The sequence below is a fragment of the Methylobacterium sp. A52T genome, assembly GCF_053346095.1.
The window spans coordinates 97,305-120,399 of record NZ_JBKFBI010000002.1 but is presented as its reverse complement, the minus strand read 5'-3'; the positions used below and the strand labels follow the sequence as shown (position 1 = coordinate 120,399).

Sequence of the window (23,095 nt, the reverse complement as noted above, 5' to 3'; positions counted from 1 at the left end):
ACCCCGGAAGAAGCGGCCGTCAGAATAGCGCGATGTCGAGGCGTTGCAGGAATCGCCTGTGGCGGGCGATGGTTCGCGACGCGGTGACGAGGTCGCTGGCGGCGCGGGCCGTCGTGAGCCGCACCGCCCGGTCCTGGCTGGAGGCGGCGCGGATCAGGTCGCGCGCCGCCGTCTCGAGCCCGCGATCGTCGCCTGCCGCGAGGGCGTCCCGCGCCCGCGGGATCGCGCCTCGCAGGGCTCCGACCGACCAGAGGCGGCGCAGTTCCGCGTGGGCCCGGGCGGCGGCGGCCTCCAGGCGGGCGAGGGCGAAGGCGTGGTGCAGGTTCGCTTGCCGCACCGCGGCGCTCCCCGAGCTGTAGGCGGCGAACTGGAACAGCCGGTCGGCATTTAGGCTCGTGCGGGTGGTGGCGTCGCCGCCCTGGCCGACGAGGGCGTCGGCGAGCGCCCGCCGCGCCGAACCGAGGGCAAAGACCCGCTGCTGGGCCGGCGAGATCGGCAGGATGAGGCGGACGATGATCGACAGGATCACGGCCGCCACGACGACGAGGAACGCGTTCAGCAGGAAGCTCAGGGCGTCGTAGGTCTGCGGGTTCGAGGGCCCCAGCAGGACGGGGAAGAACACGATCAGGATGAAGCCGACCCCGAAGGTCTTCGGGTTCAGCGAGAGGAAGCAGCCCAGGAAGATCACCGGCGCCATCACGATCGCCAGCATCGGGAAGCCCTGGACGCCGTTGAGGAGTGCGAACCGGGCGATGCCCGCCAGGGTGGCGGCCACCGTCATGCCGACGACGACGCCGTTCGCGAACTTCTTCGGATCCGGCGTCATCGACGACAGGGCCGCGGTGGCGGCCACCTGGACCAGCGCGAACGAGGCCTGGGGCAGGCCGAGCGCCGCGAAGGTGGCGGCGGTGACAGCGAAGCTCAGGGCCACCCTCAGGGCGCCGCGGAGGGCGACGGGGAAGTCGCGGTGCGTCGGCAGCTCGGCGTCGCGCAGGGGCCTCTGGCCGTCGGCGACGGCGCGGATGCCGTCCTGCGCGAAGGTCGCCGCGCAGACGAAGTCGAGGGCGCGCTGGAGCACCACGACCTCGTCGAGGGGACGGGTCCCGTCGCGGATGGCCGCGTCGACCAAATCGCGCAGGCGCTCGTCGTCGCGGTCGAGGGCGTCGGGATCGGGCGCGTCGGCCACTCGCCGGCAGATCGCCATCGCCTCCGCAACGGCCGGGCCCGGGTCGCGCAGGGACGCGGCCGCGGCCCCGAGGCCGCGGATCGACGCCGCCATCACGTAGAGGGCGGCGATGCAGCTGCGCGCGCCGGCGGCGCGGTACCGGCCGTCGTCCAGCTCGCCCGCGATGGCGCTGGCATCGGCCCGCATCGGCGCAATGGTGCGGATCAGCGCGGCGGTGCGCGGGGCGCCGAGATCCCCCGCCGCCAGCGTCTCGCGGGCGTAGCCGCGCGTCTCGTCCCAGGCCGCGCGCAGCTGCGGCAGCAGCGCCCGCCACGTGCTCGGCGAGGCGAGGGCGTCGTTGATGAAGGTGATCACGACGATGCCGAGCACGATCGCGGCGACGCGGGACACGGCGGCGTCGAAGGTCCCCTGCGGATCGTCGATCTGGCCGAGCGCGATGATCGCCACGGTGTAGCCGGACAGCATCGCGCCGTAGGCCCGCGTGTCCTGCAGGAACTGGGCGACGAAGACGCAGAGACCGAGCCAGACGGTGAAGCTGAGGAGCAGCAGCACCCGGTCCTGGCCGAAGAGGGCCATGAAGACGAGCGCCACCGCGGCGCCGACGAGCGTGCCGAGCAGGCGGTAGACCGCCTTCGAGATTGCCTGCCCGCGCTTGGGCTGGGCGAGGATCGCCACGCAGGTGGCGGCGGACGAGGCGCTGTCGAGCTGGAGCCAGAAGGCGGCGGCCAGCGCCAGCATCATGGCGATCCAGATCCGCAGCGCGAAGGCCCAGGCGGCCGGCTTCGGCACCCAGGCATCGAGGAACGCCAGGACGCGGTCGCCGAGCGGTTCGGGGCGGCGATCCGCGACGGAGCCGGCGGGGGCCTCAGCCATGCCGGACCCCGCGCGGTGCGCTGTCCACCGCCCGACCGGACGGAGAAGGGTCCGTCATCGCCTCGCGCCTCCTGCCAACCCGCCGCGGATGTTCGAACGAACGGAACGCCCCGCGGTTCTAGCCGATCAGGCCTTGTCGCCACCTTTCAGGCGCTTGTTGCACTTGCTCCAGTACTGCGGCCATTTCGGTCCCTGCGCCGCCTTCTGCGCGTCGGTGAGGGCGCGCCACTCGGTGCCGCAGGTCTTCTGGCGGTCGCGGGCGGCGGACTGGCCCGCGCTCGGCGTTCTGGCGGCCGGCGCCTCGGCGGCGGGCGGCGCCTTCGCGGGTGCTTCCTTGGCGGGTGATTCCTTGGCGGGTGATTCCTTGGCGGGTGGCTCCTTGGCGGGTGGCTCCTTGGCGAGAGCCGGGCAGACAGCGAGCAGCGGCGCGGACAGGACCGCGATCCTGACGAGACGATCGATCATCAGATGTTCCCCCTCGGGCGCCGTTCCGGCCCCCGAGCCGCAATCTCGCCGCTCCCCCGCGGCGCCCGCAAGCCCGGCCGCGCCGCCGCTGCCAGCCCCGGCGCAGCTTCGCCGCGCCATCGCGTCTGCGGGCGCAGTGCCCGGGCGCGGTGCCCGGGCGCGGCGCCCTTGAGCGCGGCCGGGAAATCGTCTTCACTACCGGGGCAATTCGGAAACGGCGGAGGACCACCGCGCCGCCGACGATCGGGTCCAGGAGCAGGCAGAGCATGGCAGCGGTGTCCGGGCGGCCGATCGACGTCCACACATGGAGTACGCCGAACGGCTGGAAGATCCCGATCATGCTGGAGGAGTGCGGGCTCCCCTATCGCATCGTTCCCGTGGACATCGCCAAGAACGAGCAGTTCGCACCCGACTTCCTGGCGATCTCGCCCAACAACAAGATCCCGGCCATCGTCGATCCGGACGGTCCGGGCGGACAGCCGATCTCGGTCTTCGAATCAGGCGCGATCCTGCAGTATCTCGGCCGGAAGACCGGGCAGTTCTACCCGACCGACGAGCGCGCCCGCGTGGTGGTCGACGAGTGGCTGTTCTGGCAGGTGGCGGGCTTCGGGCCGATGCTGGGGCAGACGCACCACTTCAAGATCTACGCGCCCGAGAAGCTGCCTTACGCGATCGACCGGTTCACCGCCGAGGCCAAGCGCCTCTACGGCGTGCTGGAGCGGCGCCTCGAGGGCCGCGCCTTCCTGGCCGACGACTACTCCATCGCCGACATCGCGACGTTCACCTGGGCGAAGCTCAACTTCAAGCAGGGTGTCGACATCGACACCCTCCCGAACGTCGCCCGGTGGCTCGAGAGCATCCTGGCGAGGCCGGCGGTGCAGCGCGGCCTCGCGGCGATCTGACGAAGCTCAGTTCTTGTTGGCGGCCTGCTGATTCACGTCCGGCACGCGGGTCCAGGTCTGCGACCCGCACAGGATCTTGAGCATGCAGCCCGACACGTTGAGCTCGGCCTCGCTCTCGCGCTCGAGGCTGACCGTGTAGATCTTGCCTTCCTCGATATTGTAGAGCTCGCCGGTGAACTTCGCGTCGTCCGGCTTCAGACCTTCGATCAGCTGGAGACCGATCACCGGACGGGCGCGCTTCTTCGGGTCGGGATTCTTGAGGTCGGTGCGCGGGGCGCCGTTGTCGAAGGTCGGCGTCTTGAGCCAGACGACCTTGCCGCAGACCAGCTTCTGGCCGGGGCCGCAGCGGTCGATCCGGATCTTGGCGCGGCCGTCGCCGGTGAGCCAGGTGCCGGACGGGTCCTTGCCCGTGTCGGCGGAGGCGGCGGTAAGGCCGGCGAGAAGCAGGCTGGCGCTGAGAGCGAGTCGCATGGTTCGTCTCCGGGATTGGGGCGTCGCGGGCGCCCGAGGGGTGGACGAAGTCGGTTGGTGCGCGACTGAGCCGCCGCAATCGGGCGATTTTTCGGCGGTGTTGCGGCAGAGCCACGGCCGCGCTTGCCCCGCCCGGTCGCGCCGGGCCGCTTGAGGCACCGGGGGGCGCCCGCTATAAGCCCGGCGCCGAAGCGAAATTCTCGCTGCCGCGGCGTGTCCGGATCGCCGGCGCGCCGCAGATCTTTTCCACAGACAGACCGGACGCACCATGGCCACCGAGCGCACCTTCTCGATCCTGAAGCCCGACGCGACGCGGCGGAACCTGACCGGCGCGGTCAACGCCGTCATCGAGGAGGCCGGCCTGCGCATCGTCGGCCAGCGCCGCATCCGCATGACCAAGGAGCAGGCCGAGAAGTTCTACGAGGTCCACAAGGAGCGCCCGTTCTTCGGCGAGCTCGTGACCTTCATGACCTCCGGCCCGGTGGTGGTTCAGGTCCTCGAGGGCGAGAACGCCGTCGCCAAGTACCGTGAGGTGATGGGTGCCACGAACCCGGCCCAGGCCGCCGAGGGCACGATCCGCAAGAAGTTCGCCGAGTCTGTCGGCGAGAACACAGTCCACGGCTCCGACAGCGCCGAGAACGCCAAGCTCGAGATCGCGCAGTTCTTCAAGGACTCCGACATCGCCGCCTGAGGCGAGGCGACGCGCGGTGGCGGGTTGGGCACACCGACCCGCCATTCGCGCGCCCCGTACCCGGCGGCGCCGGGAATGCCGTCCTGTGTGACCGGGTCGTCCTTGACGGGACGGAGCCCGGGAGCGTCCAACGGCCGAGCTTAGCCAATCTCAGCCCCCGGACGACCCCGACCATGACGATGCGCCGCCTGCCCCTGCTGATCGCGACCGGCCTGTTCGCCCTCGGCGCGACCGCCGCCCTCGCGGGCGGATCCTCGGCCCCGTTCCAGCAGTACGAGCCGGACCCGGCCCTCAAGACCGCCAGCAAGACCAACCTTGAGGGCCGCGTGCGCCACGCCTGCACGGTCGTCCAGGCCCGCATGACCAGCGCCAGCGAGGCCTCCCTGGAGCGCCCCTGCGGCTGCTACGCGCGGCAGACGCTGCGCAGCCTCGACGCCTCCGAGATCGAGGCCTACCGGACCACCGGTTACTTCAACGACACCGCCCGCGCGAAGGCGCTCTCGGCCCTGGACAGCTGCAAGCTCCAGCGCCCGGTCTGAGCGCCCCGAGTTTCGAAGGCCCCTGGGTCCGCGCACCGTCTTCGTGGATGGAGCAGCCCGGGGGCGGAACACGGCGCCCCGCTCGCGCGGTCGGAAACGCCCGTGCTACCGCCGCCTAGAGGCTGAACAGGGCGCCGTCCGGCGCCGCCTCGTCGATCACCACGCGATCGCCGTCCAGTCGGGCGCGGCCGCCCGCCACCAGGGCGAGCACCGCCGGGTAGAGCCGCCGCTCCTGCACGATCACGCGGTCGGCGAGGCTGTCGGGATCGTCGTCCTGGCGGACCGGGATCGCGGCCTGGGCGACGATCGGTCCGGCATCGAGTTCGGGCACGACGAAGTGGACCGTGCAGCCGTGCAGGCGCACGCCCGCGTCCAGCGCCTGTCGGTGGGTGTGCGTGCCCTTGAACAGGGGCAGGAGCGACGGGTGGATGTTGAGCATCCGGCCGGCCCAGGACGCCACAAAGTCCGTCGTCAGGATCCGCATGAAGCCCGCGAGGCAGACGAGGTCGACCTCGGCCGCCCGCAGCGCCGCGTCGAGGGCGGCGTCGAACCCGGCCCGGTCGGCGAAGGCCCGGTGATCGATGGCCTGCGTCGGGATACCCGCCTCGGCCGCCCGAGCGAGGCCGGCAGCCTCCGGGCGGTTCGACAGGACCAGGACGATCTCGGCCGGGAAGGCGGGATCCTTCGCGGCCTCCAGCAGCGCCAGCATGTTCGAGCCGCGCCCCGAGATGAGGATCGCGACGCGGGTCTTGCGGGCGGACGCCATCACAGGGCGAGGCGGCCGCTGAAGGTCACCGGCTCGGGGCCGCGCGCCGTGATCCGTCCGAGGCGGACCGGGATCTCGCCGGCCCGGGTCAGGGCCTCGTCGACGTCGTCGACCGCGTCGGCGGCGGCGATCACCACCATGCCGATCCCGCAATTGAAGGTGCGCAGCATCTCGGCCTCGGCGACGCCGCCCTCGCGGGCGAGCCAGCCGAAGACCGGCGGCGGGGTCACCGCGTCGAGGTCGACGGCGATGCCGACATCGTCCGGCAGGACCCGAGGGAGGTTGTCGGGGAAGCCGCCGCCCGTGATGTGGGCGAGCGCCCGGATCCCGTCGGTGGCGCCCAGAGCCGCGAGCAGCGGCTTCACGTAGATCCGGGTCGGCTCCAGCAGCGCCTCGCCGAGGCTGCGGCCCGGAGCGAACGGGGCCGGCGCGTCCCAGCCGAGACCCGTCTTCGCGACGATCCGGCGGACCAGCGAGAAGCCGTTGGAATGGACGCCGGAGGAGGGCAGGCCGAGCACGACGTCGCCGGGCCGGATGCCGGGCCGCGGCAGCAGGGCGCCGCGCTCGGCGGCGCCGACCGAGAAGCCCGCGAGGTCGTAGTCGGACCCGTCGTAGAGGCCCGGCATCTCGGCGGTCTCGCCGCCGATCAGCGCGCAGCCGGCCTGCCGGCAGCCCTCGGCGATGCCGCGCACGATGTCGGCGCCGACGCCCGGGACCAGCTTGCCGGTGGCGTAGTAGTCGAGGAAGAACAGCGGCTCCGCGCCCTGGACGATGATGTCGTTCACGCACATCGCCACGAGGTCGATGCCGATGGTGTCGTGGCGGCCGGTCTCGATGGCGATCTTCACCTTGGTGCCGACGCCGTCGTTGGCCGCGACCAGGATCGGGTCGCGGAATCCCGCGGCCTTCAGGTCGAACAGGCCGCCGAACCCGCCGATCTCGGCGTCAGCGCCCGGGCGCCGGGTCGAGCGCACCAGCGGCTTGATCGTCTCGACCATGGCGTTGCCGGCATCGATATCGACGCCCGCCGCCGCGTAGGTCAGCCCCGTCTTCGGCTCGTTGCCGTCCTTGGCCGTCATGCCCGCGCCACCTCACTGAATACTGGCCCCGCTCTAGCGGCTTCCCGCGCGCCGCGCGAGTCGTGCCGGCGGCGCCTTGATCGGCGCGCTCCGCATACCCACTCTGCCCGCTGGCGTGGTGTGCTGCTGGGGGGAGCGTCATCGTGCGCGCACGGGCTGTGATCGGGCTGGCCGCTGTCGTGGCCCTGGGGTTGATCGTCTACCTCCTGCGGGAGGTGATGCTGCCGTTCGTGGCCGGCATCACGCTGGCCTACCTCCTCGACCCCCTGGCAGACCGGCTGGAGCGGCTCGGCCTCGGGCGGCTGGCGGCGAGCCTGCTGATCCTGGCGCTGTTCGTCGTCGTCCTCGTCGTGACGCTGCTGATCCTGATCCCGCTCACGGCCAACCAGGTCGTGGCGCTCGTCAACGCGCTGCCCGGGATGGTGTCGCGGCTCCAGGCGATCATCGCCGAGCGGTCCGGGACCCTGCTCGAGCGCGTTGGCGGCGCGAACGTCCTCAACGAGCTGCAATCCTCGGTGGGCACGCTCGCCACCCAGGCCGGCACGTGGCTCCTGGCCTTCCTGAAATCGCTCTGGTCGGGCAGCCAGGCGCTGATCTCGATCGCCTCTCTGCTGGTCGTGACGCCGGTCGTCGCCTTCTACATCCTCGTCGACTGGGACCGGATGGTCGCCGCCATCGACGGCTGGGTGCCGCCCCGGCACCGGGCGACGGTGCGCGAGCTGGCGCGCCAGATCGACGGGGCAATCACCGGCTACGTCCGCGGCCAGACCTTGGTCTGCCTCATCCTGGGCAGCTTCTACGCCGTCGGCCTCTGGCTGGTCGGCCTCAACTTCGGCGTGCTGATCGGCCTGATCGCCGGCTTCCTGACATTCATCCCCTACGTCGGTACGCTGACCGGCTTCCTGCTCTCCGTGGGCGTCGCGCTCGTCCAGTTCTGGCCCTCCGGAGACTGGCTGCATCTCGGCCTGACCGTCGCCGTCTTCCTCGTCGGCCAGTTCCTGGAGGGCAACGTCATCTCGCCGAAGCTCGTCGGCGATTCCACCGGGCTGCACCCGGTCTGGCTGATGTTCGCCCTGCTCGCCTTCGGGACGCTGTTCGGCTTCGTCGGGTTGCTGCTCGCCGTCCCGATCGCGGCCTCGATCGGCGTGCTGGTCCGCTTCGCCCTGGCCCGCTACCTGGAGAGCCGCCTCTACCACGCCGGGCAGCCGATCCTGATCGAGCACGAGGGCAAGGACGCTTCGGCCTTGACCTCCGCGGGCGCGGGATGATCCTGAGCGGCCTATGCGCGAGAACGCCCCACCCCGGCAGCTGGCCTTCGACCTGCCGCTCGACCCCCGCTACGGGCGCGAGGATTTCCTCGTCGGACCGGCCAACGAGGCCGCCTACGCGCTGATCGAGGCGTGGCCGGACTGGCCGGACAGCGTATTGGTCCTCACTGGCCCCTCCGGCAGCGGCAAGAGCCACCTCGCGGCGATCTGGGCCGAGCGGGCCCACGCCTGGACCCTCCCGGCCGCCGAGCTGGGTGCCGACGCGGTCCAGCACCTCGTCTCCAACGGGGCGCTGGTCGTGGAAGATATCGACCGGGCGGAGCGGCGCGACGAGGCGGCGCTGTTCCACCTGCTCAACCGCGCCCGCGAGCGAGGCTGCCCGGTTCTGCTGATTAGCGCCACGGGTATCGACGCCCTCGGCCTCACGACGCCGGATCTGCGCTCGCGGCTTCGCCTCGCGCCGCGCATCGCCATCGAGGCGCCGGACGACGCGCTCCTGCGTGCCGTCCTGGTCAAGCTGTTCGTGGACCGGCAGCTGGTGGTCGATCTCGGCGTCATCGAGGCGCTGGCCCTGCGGATCGACCGGTCGCTGGGCCGAGCCCGCGACGTCGTCGCCGAGCTCGACCGCGACGCCCTCGGGCGCGGCCGCCGCATCAGCCGGCCGCTCGCGCTGGCCGTCCTGCGCCGCATGGGGCTGGAGGACGAGCCGGACCCGAACGCCTGAGCGCGGAATGCAGTGGCCGTCACGAAACTGTCGTGAAGGCCGCCGGTCTAGGGTGATACACGCTCCGCCGCCGCGAGGAGCAGAGACAGGGATCCGGGATGGAATCGACGCAGAAGCCCGTGGACCGCGACGCCGCCGATGAGGCGCCCGAGCCCCGTCGGCGCGCGACGGCCAGTCCGGCGACGCGGCGGGCGGTCGCGCCCAAGCGCCTGCAGGCCGATCCGGTCGCGGGGGCGGCGGCTCCGGCGGAAGCCATTCCGGACGCCAACGACGAGTGGCCGGCCTCGGCGGCCGCGACTCCCGCGGAGCCGCCGGTCGGCGCGGCCCGCGAGCCGGTGGTGGAAGCCGGGCGAACCCTGCGCCACTCACCGGAGCGGTACGTGAACCGCGAGCTGTCCTGGCTGCAGTTCAACCGGCGGGTGCTGGAAGAGGCGTCGAACCCCAACCACCCGCTCCTGGAGCGCCTCCGCTTCCTGTCGATCTCGGCCAACAACCTCGACGAATTCTTCATGGTCCGCGTCGCCGGCCTCATCGATCAGGTCCGGGCGGGGATCACGGTCCCGTCGCAGGACGGCCTGTCGCCGTCCGAGCAACTCGTCCGGATCGGCGCCGAGGTGTCGCGCCTCGCCGCCGACCAGCAGGCCCGCTGGCGGGAACTGCGCACGGAGCTGCACACGAGCGACATCGACATCGTCGAGCCCGCCGCCCTCACGGCCGAGCAGGCGGCGTGGCTGGAGGAGTACTTCCTCAACCACGTCTTCCCGGTCCTGACGCCGCTGGCGATCGATCCGGCCCACCCGTTCCCGTTCATCCCGAATCTCGGCACGACCATCGCGCTGATGCTGGTGCGGCCGAAGGACGGCCGGCTGCTGCGCGCGCTGATCCGGCTGCCGGGCGTCATAGACCGCTTCGTGCGCCTGCCGGTGAGCGACAGCGAGACGGCCGCGCGCCTGATCACCATCGAGCAGGTGATCGGGATGTTCACCGGGCGGCTTTTCCCGGGCTACCTCGTCAAGGGCAGCGGCGCGTTCCGCGTGGTCCGCGATTCCGACCTGGAGATCGAGGAGGAGGCGGAGGACCTCGTCCTGCATTTCGAGACGGCGCTGAAGCAGCGGCGGCGCGGCGTCGTGATCCGTCTCGAGGTCGAGGCGGGCATGTCGGAGGATCTGCGCAGCTTCGTCGCCGACGAACTGGAGATCGCCGCGGACGCGATCTTCCTCGTGGAGGGCATGCTGGCCCTGAACGAGCTGTCCCAGGTCGTCGGCATCGACAGGCCCGACCTGAAGTTCAAGCCCTACAATCCCCGCTTCCCGGAGCGCATCCGCGAGAGCGGCGGCGACGTCTTCGCGGCGATCCGGCAGAAGGACTTCATCGTCCACCACCCCTACGAATCCTTCGATTCGGTGGTGCAGTTCCTCGCGCAGGCCGCCCGTGACCCGAACGTGGTCGCGATCAAGCAGACGCTCTACCGGACCTCGTCCAACTCGCCGATCGTGGCGGCCCTCGCCGAGGCCGCGGAACTCGGCAAGTCCGTCACCGCCCTGGTGGAGCTGAAGGCGCGTTTCGACGAGGAGGCCAACATCCGCTGGGCGCGCAACCTCGAGAAGGCCGGCGCGCAGGTGGTGTTCGGCTTCGTCGAGCTGAAGACCCACGCCAAGCTGTCGCTGGTGGTCCGACGGGAAGGCGACAAGCTCGTCACCTACTGCCACGTCGGCACCGGCAACTACCACCCGATCACCGCGCGCATCTACACGGACCTGTCGTTCTTCACGGCGGATCCCGCGATCGCGCGGGACGTGTCGCGGATCTTCAACTTCATCACCGGCTACGCCGAGCCGGCCGAGCTGGAGCGCATGGCGGTCTCGCCGCTGACCCTGAAGAACCGCCTCCTCGAGCACATCGAGGCGGAGGTCGCCCACGCGAAGGCCGGGCGTCCGGCCGCGATCTGGATCAAGTGCAACTCCCTGGTCGACAGCCAGATCATCGACGCGCTCTACGACGCCTCGGCGGCCGGGGTTCAGATCGACTGCGTGGTCCGCGGCATCTGCTGCCTGCGCCCGGGCATCCCCGGGCTGTCGGAGACGATCCGGGTGAAGTCGATCGTCGGGCGCTTCCTGGAGCACGGGCGCATCTACGCCTTCGGCAACGGCGTCGGGCTACCGCACCCCAAGGCAACGGTCTACATCTCCTCCGCCGACCTGATGAGCCGGAACCTCGACCGCCGCGTCGAGGCGCTGCTGCCGATCACCAACCCGACGGTGCATCAGCAGGTGCTCGACCAGATCATGCTGGCCAACCTGCTCGACAACCGCCAGAGCTGGCGGCTCCTCGCCTCGGGCGGCTGCGAGCGGATCCAGCCCGCCGAGGGCGAGGAGCCGTTCAACGCCCACAAGTATTTCATGACCAATCCCAGCCTCTCGGGGCGCGGCAAGGCCTCGAAGAAGTCGAGCCCGCGGGCGCTGAGCCGCCGCGCCCAACGCAGCTGAGTTTCGCTGCGCGGCGTCGCTGGGCTAAACCTCCCGCACGGCGCGCCGGCAGGCGCGCCGGGCTGATGAAGGACTCGGACGTTTGGGCAGCCCTCTTGCCAACCTCACCCTCGCGCACGACGCGGAGGCGATCGACAGCACCGCGCGCCATCCTGTGGCGATCATCGACATCGGCTCCAACTCGGTCCGCCTCGTCGCGTACGACGGACTGACCCGGGCGCCGACGCCGCTCTACAATGAGAAGGTGCTCTGCGGCCTGGGCCGCAACGTCCTGACGACCGGCCGCCTGAACGAGGAGGCGGTGACGCGCGCACTCGCCGCCCTGGCGCGGTTCCGGGTGCTGTGCCGGACGATGCGCGTCAGGCAGGTCTACGTGCTCGCCACGGCGGCGGCGCGGGACGCCGAGAACGGCCCAGACTTTCTCCGCGCCGCCGAGGCGGCCTGCGGCCAGGAGATCCAGCTCCTCTCCGGGCGGCGCGAGGCCGAGCTGTCGGCCCTCGGCGTGGTCTCGGGATTCCACGCGCCGAACGGCGTCGTGGGCGACATGGGCGGCGGCTCGCTCGAGCTCGTGGACGTCCGCGGGGCGGTCGTCGGACAGGGGGTGACCATGCCCCTCGGCGGGCTCGCCCTGCAGGACCTGTCCGGCGGCTCGGTCAAGAAGGCCGCCAAGATCGTCCGCGAGTACATGCGCAAGGCCGCCCCGCAGCTCGAGACCCTGCGCGGGCGGACCTTCTACGCGGTCGGCGGCACGTGGCGGGCCATCGCGCGGCTCCATCAGGCGGCCCGCGGCTACCCCGTCCACGTGATGCACGGCTACACGGTGGAGCCCACCGACGAGCTCAGCTTCCTGCAGGTCGTCGAGCAGACCGACGTGGCGCTGCTGCAGGACGTCGACGCGATCTCCGAGGCGCGGCGCCCGCTCCTCGCCTACGGCGCCGTCGTCCTCGAGGAGATCATCCGGGTCGGGCGCCCCCGCGAGGTGGCGATCTCGGCATCGGGCGTGCGCGAGGGCCTGCTGTTCGAGCAGCTCGACCGCGACACCCGTCTGATCGATCCGCTGCTGGCCTCGGCGTCGGAATTCAACGTTCTGCGCGCGCGCTCGCCCCGCCACGGCGAGGAGCTGATCACCTGGACGGACCGGTTCGTCGCGACCCTGGACGGCCACGAGACCACCGACGAGCGCCGTTTGCGGCACGCCGGCTGCCTGCTGTCCGACGTCGGCTGGCGGGCGCATCCGGATTACCGCGGTGAGCAGAGCATCGCGGTGATCCAGAATGCCGCGTTCGTCGGCGTGGATCATCCGGGCCGGGCCTATCTCGCCCTGGCGGTGTCCCTGAGGCACACCGGCCTGGCCCCCGAGAAAGCGAACCCGATGCTCCGGAGCGTGGCCGGTCCGCGCCTGTTCGAGCGCGCCCGCCTCCTGGGCGCCCTGCTCCGGATCGCCTTCCCGATCTCGGCCGGCATGGACGGCGCCCTCGGACGGGCGCCGCTCACCGTCGAGGAGGGCCGGGTCGTGCTGCGCCTGCCGCGGGACTGGGAGGCCCTGAACGGGGACCGCCTGCTGAACCGCGTCCGCGGCCTCGGTCGCATCATCGGCCTGGACGGGCGGGTCGAGCTCGCGGACGACGCGCCCTGATCCGCGCGGCGCGGGCGCCGGTCCCGGGCAGGGCCTCGCTCGTCGCCGCGGTCCGGTCTCGCACGATGGCCCGCGCTTGCCGCGCGCGAGAGCTCACGCGTGCCGGGGCCGAAGGCGGCCCCGTGACGGTCGCACCGGTGCTCACCGCACGCTGCCGGAACGGCGAGAATGCGCCTGCTGACCGAGATCGCAGCGGTAACGTCGGCTTAATTCACGAAGCCAACTTTTTTATTTGTTGATGTCGATTCTCGTCTGAATCCGGAATAGAGCGCGCCGTCCGCAAAATATGTCGGCGCGATAGACTATCGAACACTGCCGAGCGGCAGCGTGAACGTGCGCGCCATTCGCCCTATGATGCGGGCGACACGCAGATCCCACCCGCACATCGGAATGTTCACGCGATGAGATGGCTTGGCTACGTCTCGATTCGAGTCGTCATGTGCACGACGATATTCGCAATGGCGATGATGTTACTGGCCTACGCGGGGAATGCTCTGCTCGACGCGCGTCTTCAGGCGCGACAGGGCCGGGACGCGGTCACGCTGACCCGCGCGAGTCGCCAATTACTCGGGACGATCCTGCCGACACGTCTCGAGCGGGGGGCAGCGCTCGCCCTGGGCGGGGATGCATCCGCCGACTCGGATAGCCTGAAGGCCTACGCGACGAACCGGGACGCGATGGTCGCGGGCTTCGCGAGCGTTCAGGACCTGCTGCGGAACCGGGATCTGCCCTCCGTGACGGCGACGCTGGCGAGGCTCAACGCGGCGCAGGATGCCGTGAACCTGCTCCGCCCCCGCGTCGACGACGCCCTGCGCGTCGCGAAGCCGAAGCGCGACCCGGCGCTGCTGCCCGCGGTGCTGACGGCGTTCCAGGATCTTCTCGACGCGCTGACGGCGACCACGGACGCCGTGGATTCGGCTATTCCGCGCTCCGACGCCGTCCTGCAGCGCTACCTCGTCCTCAAGCGGTCCGCCTGGGCGACCCGTGTCGCGATCGGGAACGTCGCCCTGCGCGTGCAGACCTCGCTGGCGGCCGGCACGTCGTGGTCGCTGCCCGAGACCGTGGCTGCGGCCGAGGAGCGGGCGCGGGTCCAGTCGGCGTGGTCGAGCACCAGCGAGGCCGCCGCCCAGAGCTCGGACGCCGTGCGGGCCGCGTTCGAGAGGGCCAAGCGCAGCAATTTCGAGGGCGAGGCGGCGGAGGCGGCGCGCGCGATCTTCGACGCGCTGAGCCAGCAGCGCGCGTCGCCCATCACGTTCCAGGATCTCCGCAAGCGCAACACCGTCGAGCAGATGACGATCGTCGATCTCGCCGATGCCGCCCTCGCCGAGATGGTGGCGCGGGCCGAGAGCCTCGCCGCGGAGGCGGACCGCGTTCTCCTGCACAGTGCTGCGGCGCTGCTGGCCGTCCTGCTGCTCGTCGGGCTGGGCCTCATGGCTCTGTTCGGGGGCGTGCTGCGCCCCCTCCGGATCATCGCCACCGCGATGCGCGCGCTGACGGGGGGCGAGACCGCCGTCGCCGTCCCGGTGCGAGCGTACCGGAACGAGTTCGCGCCGATCATGGTGGCCGTGCAGGCCTTCCGGGACAATCTGATCCGCACGCGCGACCTCGAGTTCGGGGCCGAGCGGGCGCGGCTGGACGCCGACGACCAGCGCCGGGACAGCCTGCGCCAGATGGCGCAACGGTTCGAGGAGGCCGTCGGAGGCATGATCGGCTCGGTCGCGTCCTCGGCCACCGCCCTGCAGGTCACGGCGCAGACGATGACCGCGACGGCCACCCAGACGGCCGGGCAGTCGACGGCGGTCGCGGCCGCCGCCGAGCGGGCCTCGAGCAACGTCAACACCGTGGCGGCGGCCGCGGAGGAACTCGGCACCTCCGTCCAGGAGATCGGTCGGCAGGCCGACGGGTCGGCGGATCTCGCGCAGCGGGCCGCGGCCGAGGCCGACCGGACCGCCGCGCGCGTCCAGGACCTGAGCAGCGCCGTGGACCAGATCGGTGCCGTCGTGGGGCTGATCTCGTCGATCGCCGAGCAGACCAACCTGCTGGCGCTCAACGCCACCATCGAGGCGGCCCGCGCGGGCGCGGCCGGCCGCGGCTTCGCGGTGGTAGCGTCCGAGGTGAAGGCCCTCGCCGCGCAGACCGCCAAGGCCACCGACGAGATCTCCGGTCAGATCGCGCAGGTGCAGGCCTCCACCGGGCAGGCGGTGGAGGCCATCGCGGCGATCACCGCGCGGATCCGCGAGATCAACGGCGCGGCGACCACGATCGCGGCGGCCGTCGAGGAGCAGGGTGCGGCGACCCAGGAGATCGTCCGCAACGTCGGGCAGGCGGCCACCGGCACAGGCGAGGTCACCACGACCATGACCGGCGTCGCGCGGGCGGCGGAGGGCACCGGCCTGGCGGCGAGCCAGGTCCTCGAGGCGGCCTCCGCCCTGTCGGACCAGTCTGACCGTCTGACCGCCGAGGTCGAACGGTTCCTGGCGAGCGTCCGCGTCTCCTACGCGGTCTCCGCCGCCCAGGTCGCGGTCGTGCAGCGCAGCTTCGCGACGGTGCAGGCGCTCGGCGACAGCGCGGCGGAGATGTTCTACGGGCGCCTGTTCGACATCGCGCCGCAGGTCCGATCGCTCTTCCCGGACGACATGACCGCGCAGAAGCGGAAACTCGTCGCCATGCTGGCACTGGCGGTGTCCAACCTCGACAAGCCGGAGGCCCTGGTCGCCACATTGCGCGATCTCGGCGACCGGCACGTCGGCTACGGCGCGCTGCAGGCGCATTTCGAGGCGGTCGGGGCGGCACTGCTCTGGACCCTGGAGCAGGGGCTCGGCCCGGACTTCACGCCGGAGGTCCGGGAAGCCTGGACCGAGACCTACCGGGTCATCGCCGGCCTGATGACGATGACCGAAGCCGCGAAGGCCGCGTGACCGGGTCCGCCGTCAGGCGACGCGATCGGAGAAGATCGCCTTCTTGACCACGGCGTGGACGCCCCAGTTGCCGTCCACGACCTGCGTGATCCCGAAATCGACCGCCACCGACATCAGCGAGATGGCCTCGTCCTCGGTGAGGCCCTTCGCGTGCATCAGGAACTGGCGCATCTTCCGGAAGGCGTCGCGCATGGCGAGATCGATGGAGGATTTCTGGAAGATCGCGCTCTGCGCGTCCGGACCGAGATCCCGCAGGTAGTTCGGGTAGCTGAAGCCGGACAGAACCCAGTCGTCCCGGGTCTCGATCATCGGGAAGTCGAGCGCCTCCAGCGGCGTGCCGGGCAGGTCCGCCTTCTTGTGCAGGATGAACTGGAAAGTGCCGGTCAGCGAGCACTCGATCGCGGTGCCGCACAGTTCGGAATCGCCCTGGCTGGCGTGGGGATCGCCCACGGAGAACAGGGCGCCCGGCACCGCCACCGGGTAGTAGAGGGTCGCGCCCTTGCCGATCCGCCAGTTGTCGATGTTGCCGCCGGTGTAGCTCGGCGGGATCGTGTTCACCCGGTCGGCCTCGGCCGGCGCGACGCCCATCGTGCCGAAATGCGGCCGGATCGGCACGCGGATGCCCTTCAGGACCTCGAAGGTCTTCTGGGTCTTCGTGTGGTCCACCGGCAGGCCGGGATAGTCGATGGTCGGGTGGGAGACGCCGAACGGGTCGGTCACGCCCGGCCAGCGGAAGCTGTAGACCGCCCGGGCCCAGTCGCGCTCGCCGGTGGCGTCGACCTCGTAGATGGTCACGACCTCCCGGGGCTTATCGCCGGTGATCAGGTCGTTGTAGTGGTAGCCCCACCACGCCGCCGCGTTGCTGCCGAAGGCCAGTCCCTTGTACCTGGGGTTGGCGCAGGGGCGGGGGGCGACGTCGAGGATCCGCACTTCCAGGACGTCGCCGGGCTCGGCGCCGCGGATCGCCACCGGGCCGGTGCAGATGTGCACGCCGAGGCCGCCGCCGGGGCCGACCTTGGCGTCCATGGCGCCGGCCCCTCGGGGCGCGACGCCCATCTTGTCCTTGGTCCAGAGATAGACGCTCTCGGCGCCCGGATCGCCCTGGATCATGCGCTCGGCATCGTCGCTCGCCTGGTGGGTGAGCGTCTCGATCGTGACGAAGTCGCCCGAGCCGATCTCGACCTTGGGCTTGAGGCTGCGGCTGAAGAAGCCCCAGTGGACCGTCTCGGCATTCGCCGGCAGGTGGTAATGCGCCGTGGCGGCGATCTTGGCGCCGCTCGCCTGGGCCAGGGCCGGGCTCACGAGCGACGGGCCGCCGGCCGCCAGGGCCGCGGCGGCCGCGCCGGTCGCCGCGAAGCCGCTTTTCAGGAAGGCGCGCCGCTCCGGCTCGAGATCCCGCCGGAACCGGCGGCGGTGCTCCTCGAAGGCGTGGCAGGTTGGATCGTCGCCCGCGCACATCGCGTCGTCTCCCGGTGGTTTCGTGGCCCCGGGGCGGGCAAGCAAATCGACGGCCACGCTGGCGGCCGCCGACGGGCGCCCCTCACTCCGAGATCATGCCGACGCCGCCCTCCTCGGCGCGCGCGACGGCCTCGTCCGCCTGGGCCTCGACCACGGCGGCGGCCGTGACGTTGACGATGCCGCGCGCCGTCACCGACGGCGTCAGGATATGGGCGGGCTTGGCCGGGCCGATCAGGAGCGGGCCGACCGGCAGCGCGTCCGCCAGCACCTTCGCGAACTGGAAGGCGATGTTGGCGGCGTCGAGGTTCGGGAAGATCAGGACGTTGGCCGCGCCCTTGAGGCGCGAGCCCGGCAGGACGCGCTCGCGCACCATCTCGTTGAGGGCGGAATCGGCCTGCATCTCGCCGTCGACCTGCAGCTCGGGATTCCGCGTGTGCAGGAGCGCGAGGGCGTCGCGCATCTTCATCGCGGAGGGGGAATCCGACTGGCCGAAATCCGAGTGGCTGAGCAGCGCGATCTTCGGCGTCATCCCGAACCGGCTGACGTGGCTGGCACAGGCCTGCGCCACGTCGGCGATCTCCTCGGCGGTGGGGTTCTGGCGGACATGGGTGTCGGCCAGGAAGTAGGCGCCGTTATGCGTCACCACGAGGCTCATCGCGGCGCACTGCTCCACGCCCGGCGCGAGCCCGATCACGTCGCGGATGATGCGCAGGCGCGTCTCGAACCGGCCCTCCAGGCCGCAGATCAGCGCGTCGGCCTCGCCGCGGCGGACCGCGATGGCGCCGATCACGGTGTTGTTGGTGCGGACCAGCGTCCGGGCCGCGTCCGGCGTGATGCCGCGGCGACCGGCGACTTCCAGATAGGTCTGGACGTAGGCGCGGTAGCGGGGATCGTCCTCGGGATCGATCAGCTCGAAGTCGCGACCGTGCACCATCGACAGGCCGAAGCGCTTCAGGCGCGTCTCGACCACCCGCGGCCGGCCGACCAGGATCGGCAGGGCGACCTTGTCCTCGACGATCGCCTGGACGGCGCGGAGCACGCGCTCGTCCTCGCCCTCGGCGTAGATCACGCGCTTGGGCTCGGCCTTCGCCTTCGAGAACAGCGGCTTCATGATCAGGCCGGACCGGTGCACGAACCGGTCGAGGCTCTCGACATAGGCGTCGAGGTCCGGGAGCGGCCGGCCGGCGACGCCCGAATCCATCGCGGCCTTGGCCACCGCCGGGGCGATGCGCAGGATCAGGCGCGGGTCGAAGGGGCTCGGGATCAGGGATTTCGGCCCGAACGGCCGGGCCTCGCCGCCGTAGGCGCGGGCGACCACGTCCGAGGTGGTCTCGTGGGCCAGGCCCGCGATCGCCTTGACGGCGGCCTTCTTCATCTCCTCGTTGATCTTGTGGGCGCCGACATCGAGCGCGCCGCGGAAGATGTAGGGGAAGCACAGGACGTTGTTGACCTGGTTCGGGAAGTCCGACCGGCCGGTGCAGATCATCGCGTCCGGCCGCTCCTTCTCGGCTAGGTCCGGCATGATCTCCGGGTAGGGGTTGGCGAGCGCCATGATCAGCGGCTTCTCGGCCATCTCCTTCAGGTACTCGGGCTTGAGCACGCCGCCGGCCGAGAGGCCGATGAACACGTCCGCCCCCGGGATCACCTCGGCGAGCGTCCGCTTGTCGGTTTCCTGGGCGTAGACGTCCTTCCACCGGTCCATCAGCTCGGCGCGGCCCTTGTAGACGACGCCCTTGATGTCGGTGACCGTGATGTTCTCGCGGGTCGCCCCGAGCGACACGAGGAGGTTGAGGCAGGCGAGCGCCGCCGCGCCGGCGCCGGACGTGACGATCCGGACGTCGGACAGGTTCTTGCCGGCGAGTTCCAGGCCGTTGAGGACGGCGGCGGCCACGATGATCGCGGTGCCGTGCTGGTCGTCGTGGAAGACCGGGATGTTCATCCGGGCCCGGCACTGCTCCTCGACCTCGAAGCACTCGGGCGCCTTGATGTCCTCGAGGTTGATGCCGCCGAAGGTCGGCTCGAGGGCGCAGACGACGTCGACGAGCTTCGACACGTCCTTCTGGTCGACCTCGATGTCGAAGACGTCGATGCCGGCGAACTTCTTGAACAGGACGGCCTTGCCCTCCATCACGGGCTTCGAGGCGAGCGGGCCGATATCGCCGAGGCCGAGCACGGCCGTGCCGTTGGACAGCACCGCCACGAGGTTCTGGCGCACCGTGAGTTCGGCGGCCTGCTGCGGGTCGTCGTGGATCGCCATGCAGGCCGCGGCGACGCCGGGCGAGTAGGCCAGGGCGAGGTCGCGCTGGTTGCCGAGCGGCTTGGTCGCCTGGATCTCCAGCTTCCCGGGCTTGGGCAGGCGGTGGTAGACGAGCGCCCCGGCCTTGAGGTCCTCGGACATGTTATCGGCCATCGCCCACGCTCCCGCTCACCTTTTTCACCGAGGACGACGCGGTCGCGCATCGCGCGGGCTCGCGTCATGACGGGTCTGTTGCACCGGCTGCGCAGGGGGCGCAACCCGCACAACGAGACCCGGATCCACCTCGCCAAGCTGGCGAGGGCCCACGGGTTCTCCATAGGCGCTTACTCGTACGGGCGTCCAAAAGTCCGCTTCCCGGAGAGCGGTCGGCGGCTGACGATCGGCCGCTATTGTTCCATTGCTGACAAGGTCGAGATCCTGCTCGGCGGCGATCACCGCCTCGACTGGGCGTCGACTTATCCCTTCGCGGCGATGCGCGGGCTGTTCCCGGACGCCGCGGCGCCGGAGGATTTCCACGCGTCCCGGGGCGACGTGGTGATCGGGCACGATGTCTGGCTCGGATCGGGCTGCATGATCCTCTCGGGGGTGACCGTCGGGCACGGGGCCGTGGTAGCAGCCCGCGCCGTGGTGACCCGCGACGTGCCGGCCTACGCCGTGGTGGCGGGCAACCCGGCCAAGGTCGTGCGCCACCGCTTCGACGCGGCGACCGTGGAGGCGCTCGTGGCGGCGGCGTGGTGGGACCTTTCGCACGACGCGGTGACGCGGCTGGTGCCGCTGCTCCAGAGCGGGCGGATCGCCGACCTGCTCGCGGCGTTGCGCGCGGGCGCGGATTCCCGTACCGGCGGGACCCCGTACGAAGACCATCCGAGATCCGGACGATGACCGACACGCCCCCCGACCGCCTCGCTTCCAACCCGAACAGCCCGTTCTACGACGAGAAGGTGCTGGAGCGCGGGGTCGGTGTCCGGTTCAAGGGCGTCGAGAAGACGAACGTCGAGGAGTACTGCGTGAGCGAGGGCTGGGTCCGCCTCTCGGCCGGCAAGGCCCTCGACCGGGCCGGCAACCCGATGACCGTGAAGCTGAAGGGCACCGTGGAGCCCTACTTCCGCGACCCCGCCGCGGACGCCTGATCCGCCACCCGTGCCAGGGCGGCCTCGAAGTTCCGGACGGCCTCGCGGACGAGGGTCCCGACCTGATCCGAGGAGCGCGGCCCGTCGATGACGAGGCTCGCGAGGATATCGGAGCGCCGGGCGCGCTGCTTGGCGGTGCGCCGGTGGTTCGAGAGGCGCAGGTGCCAGGCGCAGTCCGGTCGCCGCAGGTAGAGGCTGTCGCCGCGCTCGTTCCGGGCGACGATCGCGAAGCCGTCCGCCTCCAGCATCCGCGCCGCGAGGGCGAGCGTCTTCAGCGGCGGGAGAGGCCCGTCGGCGGTCACGGCCCGGCCGGCTCGATCGTGCCGAGGCGGCGCCGCCCGAGCGCGCGCGCCTTCAGCGACAGGGCCGGCCGCTCGACCCCGTACCAGGACAGGGCCGCGACCGGCAGCGTGAGGGCGAGAGCCGGCAGCAGCAGCGCGGGCCCGGAGGCGGCCGGCCACAGAGCGTGCAGGGTCTGCTGGACCGGCCAGCCGTAGAGATAGATCCCGTAGGAGAGGTCGGCCGCCGGGTCGAACAGGCCGCGCGCGAGGGGGCCGAGGGCGAGCCAGACCACGCCGTAGGCCTCGGCGAGGAACAGCAGGGCCGGGTAGGCCGGCGTCCGCGCGAGGACGAAGGCGCCTAAGACCAGGCAGGCGAGGGCCGCGGCCGAGACGCGCAGGCGGTCGCGCCACAGGTAGAGACACGCGCCGGCCGCGAAGATCAGCGGCAGGCGCAGCGCCGTCTCGGTCCCCTTGGGCAGGTCCGGACCGCGGAGGCCGCAGGCGATCGTCAGGGCGAGCGCCAGGCCGGCCACGATCACGGGCGCCGACCACCGGCGCCGGAGCAGGCCGCACAGGGCGGCGGCGAGGACGCCGAGGTAGCACAGCACCTCGTACTTGAGCGTCCAGACCGTGCCGAGGGGCGCCCGGTAGGGGTTGGATTCGAAGACGCCGGGCAGGGCGGCGTTGCTCTTGAAGGTCGTCAGCGTCCCGCGGATGAACGACCACAGGGCGGGATCGCGCCAGTACTCGGTGACCGGCAGGCGGGTCAGGGCCACGCCGAGCCCGAGCGCGACGACGAGCGTCGCCGCCACGAGTCCCGGGAGGATCCGCAGGGTCCGGGCGAGGGCGTAGTCGCGGAGGCCGCGGCGGTCGCAGCTCATGGTGACCAGGAAGCCCGACACCGCGAAGAAGCCGTTCACCGCGTGCTCGCCCAGCGTGTAGCCGGTGAGCCGGGCGAGGGGCTCGTCGCCGGCCGCGCCGGTCGCGACGCTGAACGCGTGGGACACCACGACGGCCAGAGCCAGCATCAGCCGCAGGCCGGTGAAGCCGTTGCGCCCGCGCGCCAGAGCGGTCGCGATCGTCGGCGCGCTCATCCGGTCAGACCCTCGCGGGCCAGCGCGGTCCGGCCGCGCAGGAAGGCGAGGGCGCCCGCGGCCGAGCCGCCGTAACGCTCGAGCCCGGCTCGCCGGAAGACCAGACCCGACAGCAGCGCCTTCGGCAGGTTGGACCCCAGGGCGGCGAGGCTCGGGTTCGGGAGGCCATACTTGCGGCTGACATAGGCGCGCGACCACGCCTGGTGCCAGCGCGCGCGGAACACCCGTCCCGGCTCCGGCGCCGACGATCGGCCGCGACCGTGCAGCGCCTCGGCGCGGTGGACGTGGATCAGGGCGCGGCCGCTGTCGGCAACGCGCCGGCACAGGTCATCGTCCTCGTAGAACAGGAAGATGTTCTCGTCGAAGCCGCCGAGATCGAGGAAGAGGGCACGCGGCATCATCAGGCAGGCCCCGGAGAGGAACGGCGCGCAGGCATCGCCCTGCGGCAGCGCGAGGCGGCCCGCGGGATTGGTCAGGTAGGGCGCGAGCAGGGACCGCGCCTGGAAGAAGAAGCGCCCGTCGGGCTCGACGAGGCGCGGGGCGAGCAGACCGGCATCCGGCCAGGCGCGTGCCGCGTCCAGAAGGGCGTCCACGGTGCCCGGCCGCAGCACGACGTCGGGGTTGACGACGAGGACGTGCTCCGCCGTCTCGGCCGCGCGGACGCCCCGGTTGTTGGCGCGGCCGTAGCCCTCGTTGCGGGCGTTGCGGATCACCTGCGCGCCGGCCGCCTCCGCGACCGACGCGGAGGCGTCCCGGCTGGCATTGTCCACGACGATCGCCGGCACATGCTCGCCGGCGAGCGCCGCGAGACAGGCCGGCAGCACGTCGGCGCTGTCGTGGGCGACGACGATCGCGACGAGGCTCGCCACCG

General features: G+C 71.5%; 20 protein-coding genes. 10 read left to right on the top strand and 10 right to left on the bottom strand.

Annotation, left to right across the window (positions count from 1 at the left end):
* Window positions 1-19 precede the first annotated feature (19 nt).
* Together ACLBYE_RS01300 and ACLBYE_RS01295 are read right to left on the bottom strand one after the other, a co-directional pair.
* Entirely contained in the window at window positions 20-2,059 is a 2,040-nt protein-coding gene (locus ACLBYE_RS01300) for an FUSC family protein (RefSeq protein ID WP_447692710.1), read from the bottom strand.
* 126 nt (window positions 2,060-2,185) lie between these two features.
* Window positions 2,186-2,524, bottom strand: coding sequence for a hypothetical protein (locus tag ACLBYE_RS01295; RefSeq protein WP_447692709.1), 339 nt, complete (start codon window positions 2,522-2,524; stop codon window positions 2,186-2,188).
* 266 nt (window positions 2,525-2,790) lie between these two features.
* On the opposite strand from ACLBYE_RS01295, the gene ACLBYE_RS01290 reads away from it, so the two are divergent.
* Window positions 2,791-3,426 carry a glutathione S-transferase N-terminal domain-containing protein gene (locus ACLBYE_RS01290; protein WP_447692708.1) on the top strand — a complete coding sequence of 212 codons (636 nt, stop codon included), beginning with the start codon at window positions 2,791-2,793 and terminating at the stop codon, window positions 3,424-3,426.
* A gap of 6 nt (window positions 3,427-3,432) precedes the next feature.
* On the opposite strand, the gene ACLBYE_RS01285 is transcribed toward ACLBYE_RS01290, so the two are convergent.
* Window positions 3,433-3,897, bottom strand: a complete 465-nt coding sequence (locus ACLBYE_RS01285) for a DUF2147 domain-containing protein (protein ID WP_020091800.1) — start codon at window positions 3,895-3,897, stop codon at window positions 3,433-3,435.
* A gap of 268 nt (window positions 3,898-4,165) precedes the next feature.
* On the opposite strand from ACLBYE_RS01285, the gene ndk reads away from it, so the two are divergent.
* Together ndk and ACLBYE_RS01275 are read left to right on the top strand one after the other, a co-directional pair.
* Complete coding sequence (gene ndk, locus ACLBYE_RS01280) at window positions 4,166-4,588, top strand: nucleoside-diphosphate kinase (protein WP_012317495.1); 423 nt, start codon at window positions 4,166-4,168, stop codon at window positions 4,586-4,588.
* A 173-nt stretch (window positions 4,589-4,761) separates the two neighbouring features.
* On the top strand, window positions 4,762-5,127 hold the full coding sequence (locus ACLBYE_RS01275) for a hypothetical protein (RefSeq protein WP_020091801.1): 366 nt from the start codon (window positions 4,762-4,764) through the stop codon (window positions 5,125-5,127).
* Window positions 5,128-5,242: 115 nt separating this feature from the next.
* On the opposite strand, the gene purN is transcribed toward ACLBYE_RS01275, so the two are convergent.
* Window positions 5,243-5,893 (bottom strand): phosphoribosylglycinamide formyltransferase, encoded by a 651-nt coding sequence (gene purN / locus ACLBYE_RS01270; RefSeq protein ID WP_447692707.1) that lies wholly within the window; start codon window positions 5,891-5,893, stop codon window positions 5,243-5,245.
* Window positions 5,893-6,972, bottom strand: a complete 1,080-nt coding sequence (gene purM, locus ACLBYE_RS01265; RefSeq protein WP_447692706.1) for a phosphoribosylformylglycinamidine cyclo-ligase — start codon at window positions 6,970-6,972, stop codon at window positions 5,893-5,895. The genes purN and purM overlap by 1 nt, the downstream gene beginning before the upstream one ends.
* A gap of 143 nt (window positions 6,973-7,115) precedes the next feature.
* Between purM and ACLBYE_RS01260 the strand changes: the two genes are divergently transcribed.
* The 5 genes from ACLBYE_RS01260 (at window position 7,116) to ACLBYE_RS01240 (ending at window position 16,004) form a co-directional block, all read left to right on the top strand.
* On the top strand, window positions 7,116-8,240 hold the full coding sequence (locus ACLBYE_RS01260) for an AI-2E family transporter (protein ID WP_447692705.1): 1,125 nt from the start codon (window positions 7,116-7,118) through the stop codon (window positions 8,238-8,240).
* 13 nt (window positions 8,241-8,253) lie between these two features.
* Entirely contained in the window at window positions 8,254-8,964 is a 711-nt protein-coding gene (locus ACLBYE_RS01255; RefSeq protein WP_447692704.1) for a hypothetical protein, read from the top strand.
* Window positions 8,965-9,062: 98 nt separating this feature from the next.
* Window positions 9,063-11,450, top strand: a complete 2,388-nt coding sequence (locus ACLBYE_RS01250) for an RNA degradosome polyphosphate kinase (RefSeq protein WP_447692703.1) — start codon at window positions 9,063-9,065, stop codon at window positions 11,448-11,450.
* 82 nt (window positions 11,451-11,532) lie between these two features.
* On the top strand, window positions 11,533-13,086 hold the full coding sequence (gene ppx / locus ACLBYE_RS01245; RefSeq protein WP_132366963.1) for an exopolyphosphatase: 1,554 nt from the start codon (window positions 11,533-11,535) through the stop codon (window positions 13,084-13,086).
* 458 nt (window positions 13,087-13,544) lie between these two features.
* A complete protein-coding gene (locus ACLBYE_RS01240) occupies window positions 13,545-16,004 on the top strand; it encodes a methyl-accepting chemotaxis protein (protein ID WP_447692702.1) in 2,460 nt (819 codons plus the stop codon).
* A 12-nt stretch (window positions 16,005-16,016) separates the two neighbouring features.
* Here the strand turns inward: ACLBYE_RS01240 and ACLBYE_RS01235 are convergent, their stop codons facing one another.
* Together ACLBYE_RS01235 and ACLBYE_RS01230 are read right to left on the bottom strand one after the other, a co-directional pair.
* Window positions 16,017-17,462 (bottom strand): acetamidase/formamidase family protein, encoded by a 1,446-nt coding sequence (locus ACLBYE_RS01235; protein WP_447692701.1) that lies wholly within the window; start codon window positions 17,460-17,462, stop codon window positions 16,017-16,019.
* A gap of 82 nt (window positions 17,463-17,544) precedes the next feature.
* Window positions 17,545-19,872, bottom strand: a complete 2,328-nt coding sequence (locus ACLBYE_RS01230; protein ID WP_447692700.1) for an NADP-dependent malic enzyme — start codon at window positions 19,870-19,872, stop codon at window positions 17,545-17,547.
* A gap of 66 nt (window positions 19,873-19,938) precedes the next feature.
* Between ACLBYE_RS01230 and ACLBYE_RS01225 the strand changes: the two genes are divergently transcribed.
* Together ACLBYE_RS01225 and ACLBYE_RS01220 are read left to right on the top strand one after the other, a co-directional pair.
* Entirely contained in the window at window positions 19,939-20,601 is a 663-nt protein-coding gene (locus ACLBYE_RS01225) for a CatB-related O-acetyltransferase (protein WP_447692699.1), read from the top strand.
* A complete protein-coding gene (locus ACLBYE_RS01220; protein ID WP_020091812.1) occupies window positions 20,598-20,849 on the top strand; it encodes a DUF3297 family protein in 252 nt (83 codons plus the stop codon). Before ACLBYE_RS01225 ends, ACLBYE_RS01220 begins: the two co-directional genes overlap by 4 nt.
* On the opposite strand, the gene ACLBYE_RS01215 is transcribed toward ACLBYE_RS01220, so the two are convergent.
* From ACLBYE_RS01215 to ACLBYE_RS01205, 3 genes are read right to left on the bottom strand one after another with little or no spacing between them, the layout of a single operon-like run.
* A complete protein-coding gene (locus ACLBYE_RS01215) occupies window positions 20,819-21,151 on the bottom strand; it encodes a hypothetical protein (protein ID WP_447692698.1) in 333 nt (110 codons plus the stop codon). The two genes, ACLBYE_RS01220 and ACLBYE_RS01215, sit on opposite strands and share 31 nt — an antisense overlap.
* Window positions 21,148-22,224 carry an acyltransferase family protein gene (locus ACLBYE_RS01210; RefSeq protein WP_447692697.1) on the bottom strand — a complete coding sequence of 359 codons (1,077 nt, stop codon included), beginning with the start codon at window positions 22,222-22,224 and terminating at the stop codon, window positions 21,148-21,150. The genes ACLBYE_RS01215 and ACLBYE_RS01210 overlap by 4 nt, the downstream gene beginning before the upstream one ends.
* Window positions 22,221-23,093, bottom strand: a complete 873-nt coding sequence (locus ACLBYE_RS01205) for a glycosyltransferase family 2 protein (protein WP_447692696.1) — start codon at window positions 23,091-23,093, stop codon at window positions 22,221-22,223. Before ACLBYE_RS01205 ends, ACLBYE_RS01210 begins: the two co-directional genes overlap by 4 nt.
* Window positions 23,094-23,095 lie beyond the last annotated feature (2 nt).

What these genes read in the sequence shown, in the direction of transcription:
- ACLBYE_RS01300 (WP_447692710.1), bottom strand. Translation starts at nt 2,059, where the DNA reads ATGGCTGAGGCCCCCGCCGGCTCCGTCGCGGATCGCCGCCCCGAACCG.
- ACLBYE_RS01295 (WP_447692709.1), bottom strand. Translation starts at nt 2,524, where the DNA reads ATGATCGATCGTCTCGTCAGGATCGCGGTCCTGTCCGCGCCGCTGCTC.
- ACLBYE_RS01290 (WP_447692708.1), top strand. Translation starts at nt 2,791, where the DNA reads ATGGCAGCGGTGTCCGGGCGGCCGATCGACGTCCACACATGGAGTACG.
- ACLBYE_RS01285 (WP_020091800.1), bottom strand. Translation starts at nt 3,897, where the DNA reads ATGCGACTCGCTCTCAGCGCCAGCCTGCTTCTCGCCGGCCTTACCGCC.
- ndk (WP_012317495.1), top strand. Translation starts at nt 4,166, where the DNA reads ATGGCCACCGAGCGCACCTTCTCGATCCTGAAGCCCGACGCGACGCGG.
- ACLBYE_RS01275 (WP_020091801.1), top strand. Translation starts at nt 4,762, where the DNA reads ATGACGATGCGCCGCCTGCCCCTGCTGATCGCGACCGGCCTGTTCGCC.
- purN (WP_447692707.1), bottom strand. Translation starts at nt 5,893, where the DNA reads ATGGCGTCCGCCCGCAAGACCCGCGTCGCGATCCTCATCTCGGGGCGC.
- purM (WP_447692706.1), bottom strand. Translation starts at nt 6,972, where the DNA reads ATGACGGCCAAGGACGGCAACGAGCCGAAGACGGGGCTGACCTACGCG.
- ACLBYE_RS01255 (WP_447692704.1), top strand. Translation starts at nt 8,254, where the DNA reads ATGCGCGAGAACGCCCCACCCCGGCAGCTGGCCTTCGACCTGCCGCTC.
- ACLBYE_RS01250 (WP_447692703.1), top strand. Translation starts at nt 9,063, where the DNA reads ATGGAATCGACGCAGAAGCCCGTGGACCGCGACGCCGCCGATGAGGCG.
- ACLBYE_RS01240 (WP_447692702.1), top strand. Translation starts at nt 13,545, where the DNA reads ATGGCGATGATGTTACTGGCCTACGCGGGGAATGCTCTGCTCGACGCG.
- ACLBYE_RS01235 (WP_447692701.1), bottom strand. Translation starts at nt 17,462, where the DNA reads ATGTGCGCGGGCGACGATCCAACCTGCCACGCCTTCGAGGAGCACCGC.
- ACLBYE_RS01230 (WP_447692700.1), bottom strand. Translation starts at nt 19,872, where the DNA reads ATGGCCGATAACATGTCCGAGGACCTCAAGGCCGGGGCGCTCGTCTAC.
- ACLBYE_RS01225 (WP_447692699.1), top strand. Translation starts at nt 19,939, where the DNA reads ATGACGGGTCTGTTGCACCGGCTGCGCAGGGGGCGCAACCCGCACAAC.
- ACLBYE_RS01220 (WP_020091812.1), top strand. Translation starts at nt 20,598, where the DNA reads ATGACCGACACGCCCCCCGACCGCCTCGCTTCCAACCCGAACAGCCCG.
- ACLBYE_RS01210 (WP_447692697.1), bottom strand. Translation starts at nt 22,224, where the DNA reads ATGAGCGCGCCGACGATCGCGACCGCTCTGGCGCGCGGGCGCAACGGC.